The following is a 6148-nucleotide window of genomic DNA, read 5'->3' as shown; positions in this document are numbered from 1 at the left end:
TCGCCGATCCGCGCCGCCATCTGGCCGCCGATCAGCACGGTCGGCGAGCCCTGGACGATCACATCGGGCGGGCCGACGCAGATCGCCATGTCGCCGACCGGCCCTGCCCCTCTGGCGCCAGCCCTTCGTGGCGCCCCCCGGCGTGCGCTACTTCCGCACCCCGGACCGCCGTCCCGCCCGTCCCGCGGTCGAGATGCCGACCGGGTCGGCCCATCCCGACGAGGCCCCCCTCCCCGCGCCGGCTCCCGAGCCGGCCGACTTCTCCGACCTGCCCGAATGGTCGGCGGTGCAACCGTGGTTCGGCGAGGACGACCTCTCCTCCGTCGAGGTCTGGGCCGGCCTGGAGCATCCCGAGGCGCCCGCGGCCGATATCGCCGAGGTTCCCGCGGCCCCCGCAGCCGAGGCGGAGCCCTACGTCTCGCTGCCGGTCGACATCTCGCACCTGCGCTCGCTGCCGCCGAAGCCGGTCTACGTGCTCGACCGGCTGGTGCGCTTCGACATGCCGCCGCGCCCGGCCGACCTGCAGGACAACGCCGCCGCCCGCGCCGCCGCGGAGGCCGCGTCCGCCTTCCTGCCGCCGCGTCCCACGCTCTCCCTCGTCTTCGGCACGGCCGAGGCGGCTTCCGAGGCGGTCTCCGAGCCGCTTCCGGAGCCGGTCTTCGAGGCGCCTGCCGTCGCCGGGCCTCTCCCCTCCCCTGCCGCCGCGCCCGAGGTACCGCGCCCATTGCGGCCGGTCCTCTCGGCCATGGCCGCTCGCGCCGCCATCCGACCCGCGCGCGAGCCGGCTGCCGAGCCCTTCCCGCCGCAGGCTCCCATGACTGTCCCTGCGGCGCGCTTCGCGGCGGCCGAGGCGGTCGTCCCCGCGCCCGTTGCGGCCCCTGTTGCGGCGCCCGCGCCGGTCGTGGTGCCGATCCCGTCCCGTCCCGTGCTGCTGCGCGGACGGGCCGCCGAGCCCGCCCCGTCCGATGGCGAGCCTGTCGCGGAGGCGGCCGACGTCCTCCTCGATACCGAGCCGGAGCCCGTCGCGGCTGCGGAGCCGGAGGAGGCCGCCGCGCCCCTGGCCGCCCCGGCCCCGGCGAACCTGCCGGCCGTGGTGCGCCCACACCTGATCCCGGCCGGCCGCCATCTCGAGGTCGCGGCCTTCGCCAACGCCGATTACACGCTGCCCTCCCTCGAGCTTCTCGCCCTGCCCGCCCCCGGTGCCAGTGCCGAGGTCGATGCCGACGTGCTGGAGCAGAACGCCCTCAACCTGCAGCAGACGGTCCAGGATTTCGGGGTGCGCGGCGACATCCTCGCCGTTCGCCCCGGCCCGGTCGTCACCCTCTACGAGCTCGAACCCGCCCCCGGCACCAAGTCGAGCCGCGTCATCGGCCTGTCGGACGACATCGCCCGTTCGATGTCGGCGGTCTCGGCCCGCGTCGCCGTGGTGCCCGGCCGCAACGTCATCGGCATCGAGTTGCCGAACGAGACCCGCGAGACGGTCTATCTGCGCGAGCTTCTCTCGGCGCCGGATTTCGCCGAGACCAAGCACAAGCTGGCTTTGTGCCTGGGCAAGAACATCGGCGGCGAGCCGATCATCGCCGACCTCGCCCGCATGCCCCACCTGCTGGTGGCCGGCACCACCGGCTCCGGCAAGTCGGTGGCCATCAACACCATGATCCTCTCGCTCCTCTACCGGCTCAAGCCCGAGGAGTGCCGCCTGATCATGGTCGATCCCAAGATGCTGGAGCTGTCCGTCTATGACGGCATCCCGCACCTGCTCTCCCCCGTGGTCATCGACCCGAAGAAGGCGGTCATCGCCCTCAAATGGGCCGTGCGCGAGATGGAGGAGCGCTACAAGAAGATGTCCAAGATCGCCGTCCGAAACATCGACGGCTACAACGCCCGGATGAAGGAGGCCCGCGAGCGCGGCGAGACCATCACCCGCACCGTCCAGACCGGGTTCGACCGTCAGACGGGCGAGGCGGTGTACGAGGACGAGGCGATGGACCTCAGCCCGCTGCCCTACATCGTGATCGTGGTCGACGAGATGGCCGACCTGATGATGGTGGCGGGCAAGGACATCGAGGGGGCGATCCAGCGGCTGGCGCAGATGGCGCGGGCGGCGGGCATCCACCTGATCATGGCGACCCAGCGCCCCTCGGTCGACGTGATCACCGGCACGATCAAGGCGAACTTCCCGACGCGGATCAGCTTCCAGGTCACCAGCAAGATCGATTCGCGCACCATTCTGGGCGAGATGGGCGCGGAGCAGCTGCTCGGGCAGGGCGACATGCTGTTCATGGCCGGGGGCGGGCGGACGACGCGCGTGCACGGGCCGTTCTGCTCGGATGCCGAGGTCGAGAGCGTGGTGGCCCATCTCAAGCGCCAGGGCCGACCCGCTTATCTCGACGCCGTCACCGCCGACGAGGCCTCGGAGGAGGCTCCGGCCAAGGGCAGCCGCGGCGCCAAGGCGCCGCCTCCGGAGGAGCGCGAGGAGGAGGCCCCGGTCTTCGACGTCGGTGCCTTCGCGGCCTCGGTCGGTGGCGAGGCCGGCGACCTCTACGAGCAGGCGGTCCAGGTGGTGCTGCGCGACCAGAAGGCCTCGACCAGCTACATCCAGCGCCGCCTGCAGATCGGCTACAACCGGGCCGCCTCGCTGATGGAGCGGATGGAGATCGAGGGCATCGTCGGCCCGGCCAACCATGCCGGCAAGCGCGAGATCCTCGTCGATGGCGGCCACCATGCCAGCTCGGCCATGGGCTCGGCGATGTACGACGACGATTGAGTTCGTCTGGCGCCGGCCCCGTCGCGGGCCGGCGTCGCATCTTCGCCACAGGGCAGGGCTCTAAGCGGGACTCGAAGCCCCGACGCCAAGACCCTGGCGCCAAGACCCCGACCTCAAGTCCTCGACGCAAGCGGCCCGCCCGGACCCCCAGGAGATCGCCCACGATGAACGGCCGCCGCACCAGCCCCGTCGCCGGTTCGCTCCTCGTCCTCGCGGCCTGGCTCGCCCCCGTGCCTGCCGAGGCGCAGGTCGGCGCCTTCCTCGACAGCCTGTTCGGGGGCAAGAAGGAGCAGCCGGCCCCGGCCGCCGAGCCCGAGGCCGCCCCCGCTCCCGTAGCGCCCGCGCCCGCACCGAAGAAGGCGGCCACCCCGAAGAAGGAGGGCAAGGACGCCGCCAAGGATTCCGGCAAGGAGGCGAAGACCGCCGAGAAGCCGGCCGATGCGCGCACCGGCAGCATCAAGGGCGGCAAGCATGCGGGCCCCGAGAGGAGCGCGGAGAAGGCTCAGCCGGAGGCCAGGGTCGCCGCCGTCGGGGCGCCCGCCGCCGTGGCCGCGAGCCTGGAGCCCGCCGACCCGGCGACGGTGCTCGCCCAGGCCAACGCCTATTTCAACGGGCTGACCACGCTGACCGGCAACTTCATGCAGATCGCGGCCGACGGGCGCCGCATCGGCGGCAAGCTCACCATCGCCAAGCCCGGACGCCTGCGCTTCGACTACGATCAGCCCTCGCCGCTGGAGGTGGTGGCCGACGGCACCTCGGTGGCCGTACGCGACCGCAAGCTGTCCACGCAGGACACCTACTTCATCGCCCAGACGCCGCTGAAATTCCTGCTGCGCGAGAAGATCGATCTCGCCCGCGACCTCACCGTGACCGAGGTGACCAACGATCCGGGCGGCGTGCGCATCGCGCTGGAGGACCGCGCGACGCTGGGCGGCACCTCGAAGATCCAGCTCTACTTCGACGCCGAGGTGAAGACCCTGTCGCAGTGGCGGATCACCGATCCGCAGGGCTACCTGACCACGGTTCAGCTCTCGAACCTGCAGAAGGGCAAGCCGGTCGATTCGACGCTGTTCTTCATCAATTACGGCCGGCCCGAGGACAAGGCGATGGCCGAGCGCATCAAGCAGTCGCAGAACCCCTGAGACATCGCACCGGACCTTCAGGACATGGCGCAGGGCCCCTCTCCCGATCGGGAGAGGGACAGGGTGAGGGTCGAGACCTTTCAGGAAGGAGCGGAGACGGAGCAGTGGCGCCGTCGCGACCTCTCCGGCGCGTTCTCCACCCTCACCCCAACCCTCTCCCGAACGGGAGAGGGAGTCTGGCGCGGCCCGGATCTCCTTTTAGCCCTCAACCGTAGAACCTTCCCGTGCGCCTCACCGTCTCCACCTGGAACATCAACTCGGTGCGTCTGCGCATCGATTCCGTGCTGCGCTTCCTCGCGGAGAGCCGCCCGGACGTGCTCTGCCTTCAGGAGACGAAATGCCCGGACGAGGTGTTTCCGCTGAAGGCGCTCAAGGGCTCGGGCTACGAGCACGTCGTCTTCGCCGGCCAGAAGGGCTATAACGGCGTCGCGATCCTCTCCCGCTTTCCTCTTCTCGATCCGGCCGTGATGGGCTTCTGCGAGCGGGCCGACGCGCGCCACATCTCGGCGGTGCTGGGCAAGGAGGCGGGACCGGCCGCGGGGATCGTGCTGCACGATTTCTACGTGCCGGCCGGTGGCGACGTGCCGGATCGGGGGCTGAACCCGAAATTCGCGCACAAGCTCGACTTCCTGCAGGAGCTGCGCGCCTGGGGGGGCAAGCGCGCCGCGGGGCCGGCCATCCTCGTCGGCGACCTCAACGTGGCGCCGCTGGAGCACGACGTCTGGTCGCACAAGCAACTCCTCGACGTGGTGAGCCACACCCCCGTCGAGACCGAGGCCCTCGAGACTCTGCGCGGCGAGGCCGGCTGGATCGACACCGCCCGGCTGCTGACCCCGGAGCCCGAGAAGATCTACACGTGGTGGAGCTACCGCTCGCCGAACTGGGAGCTCGCCAACAAGGGGCGACGGCTCGACCATGCCTGGGTCTCGCCGGACCTCGCCGGCACGGTCCGCGGCGTCACCGTCTCCCGCGAGACGCGCGGCTGGGAGCGTCCCTCCGACCACGTGCCGGTGACCCTCGCCCTGGAGGTGTAGGGAGCGGAACGGAAGGCTCCGTCCCGCATTGGCCTTTCATCACGAACGCTTGATGAGGCTCCCGTTGCGCAAGATCCTGCTCGCCCTCGTTCTGCCGCGCGTCGTCGCCTGGCTGCGCCGCCGCTACGGCACTCCGCACCAGCGCACCCGGCCCTACTGACCGCCGCTCGGCCACGCGCCCCGGCGCGGAGCCGAGAGCGCTCCCAGGCCGAAGCGGATACCGGTTCGGAGCGAGGGCGCCCCAAACGAGAAAGGCCCCGGCGTCGCCGCCGGGGCCTTTCCTGTTTCAGTCTCAGTTCCGGATCAGCGGCGGTCGCCGATGAGCGAGAGCAGGAACTGGAACATGTTGATGAAGTCGAGGTACAGCGTCAGCGCGCCGTTGACCGACATCTTGGCCGCGCCCTCGGCATCGAAGCCGCTGTAGAGATACATCTCCTTCAGCTTCTGCGTGTCGTAGGCGGTGAGCCCCGCGAAGATCAGCACGCCGAGCACCGAGATCGCGAACTGCAGCGCGCTCGAGGCCAGGAAAATGTTGACCAGCGAGGCGATGATCAGGCCGATCAGGCCCATGATCAGGAACGAGCCCATCCCCGAGAGGCTGCGCTTGGTGGTGTAGCCGTAGAGGCTCAGGCCACCGAAGGTCGCCGCGGTGATGAAGAACACCCGCACCACGCTCGCGCCCGTGAAGACGAGGAGCAGCGTCGACATCGACGCGCCCATCACCGCCGCGAAGGCGAAGAACATCGTCCGCGCGGACGAGGCCGACATCCGGTCCATCCGCATCGAGAAGACGAAGATGAACACGAGGGGGGCGAACATCAGCACCCACTTGAGGGGGGTGTTGTAGAGGGTCTGGCCGAACGGGGTCAGCGCCAGCTGTCCCGTCGCGGTGGTGGCCGTGGCGGCCATGTTCAGGCCGAGCGCGACGAGGCCGGAGATGCCCAGCCCGACGACCATGTTGTTGTAGACGCCGAGCATGAAGCTGCGCAGGCCCTGGTCAACCTCGACCTGCGTGCCGGCGTATCCGGGCGCCTGGGCGCCGTACCGGAAGGGACTGTTCTCGAAAGCCATGGGAGTTCCCTTGAGGATGCTCTCTCAGCGTGTGTCAGATGAGGCCCGCATGAGCCCCTGGCGCCGACGAGCGCCTCGCTGGAGAATATGTTGCGTCGCGAGGCGGCACACAAGGGCCCCGCCGAGCTTCGGCT

Annotated in this window: 4 protein-coding genes; 3 read left to right on the top strand and 1 reads right to left on the bottom strand. The window is 70.3% G+C overall.

Annotated elements, in window-relative coordinates; translation table 11 throughout:
* Positions 1-127 precede the first annotated feature (127 nt).
* The 3 genes from MET9862_RS20170 to xth all read left to right on the top strand — a co-directional run bounded on the left by MET9862_RS20170 (position 128) and on the right by xth (position 4943).
* A complete protein-coding gene (locus MET9862_RS20170) occupies positions 128-2767 on the top strand; it encodes a DNA translocase FtsK (protein ID WP_438616637.1) in 2640 nt (879 codons plus the stop codon).
* A gap of 164 nt (positions 2768-2931) precedes the next feature.
* Entirely contained in the window at positions 2932-3909 is a 978-nt protein-coding gene (locus tag MET9862_RS20165) for an outer-membrane lipoprotein carrier protein LolA (RefSeq protein WP_142584662.1), read from the top strand.
* A 224-nt stretch (positions 3910-4133) separates the two neighbouring features.
* Positions 4134-4943 carry an exodeoxyribonuclease III gene (gene xth, locus MET9862_RS20160; protein ID WP_142584661.1) on the top strand — a complete coding sequence of 270 codons (810 nt, stop codon included), beginning with the start codon at positions 4134-4136 and terminating at the stop codon, positions 4941-4943.
* A 303-nt stretch (positions 4944-5246) separates the two neighbouring features.
* Here xth and MET9862_RS20155 read toward each other — a convergent pair whose 3' ends face one another.
* Positions 5247-6014 (bottom strand): Bax inhibitor-1/YccA family protein, encoded by a 768-nt coding sequence (locus tag MET9862_RS20155; protein ID WP_142584660.1) that lies wholly within the window; start codon positions 6012-6014, stop codon positions 5247-5249.
* Positions 6015-6148: the final 134 nt, after the last annotated feature.

This window comes from Methylobacterium symbioticum, from assembly GCF_902141845.1.
GTDB classification, from domain to species: domain Bacteria; phylum Pseudomonadota; class Alphaproteobacteria; order Rhizobiales; family Beijerinckiaceae; genus Methylobacterium; species Methylobacterium symbioticum.
The sequence above is the reverse complement of the archived record's forward strand: the minus strand, read 5'-3'. Positions and strand labels throughout refer to the sequence as shown.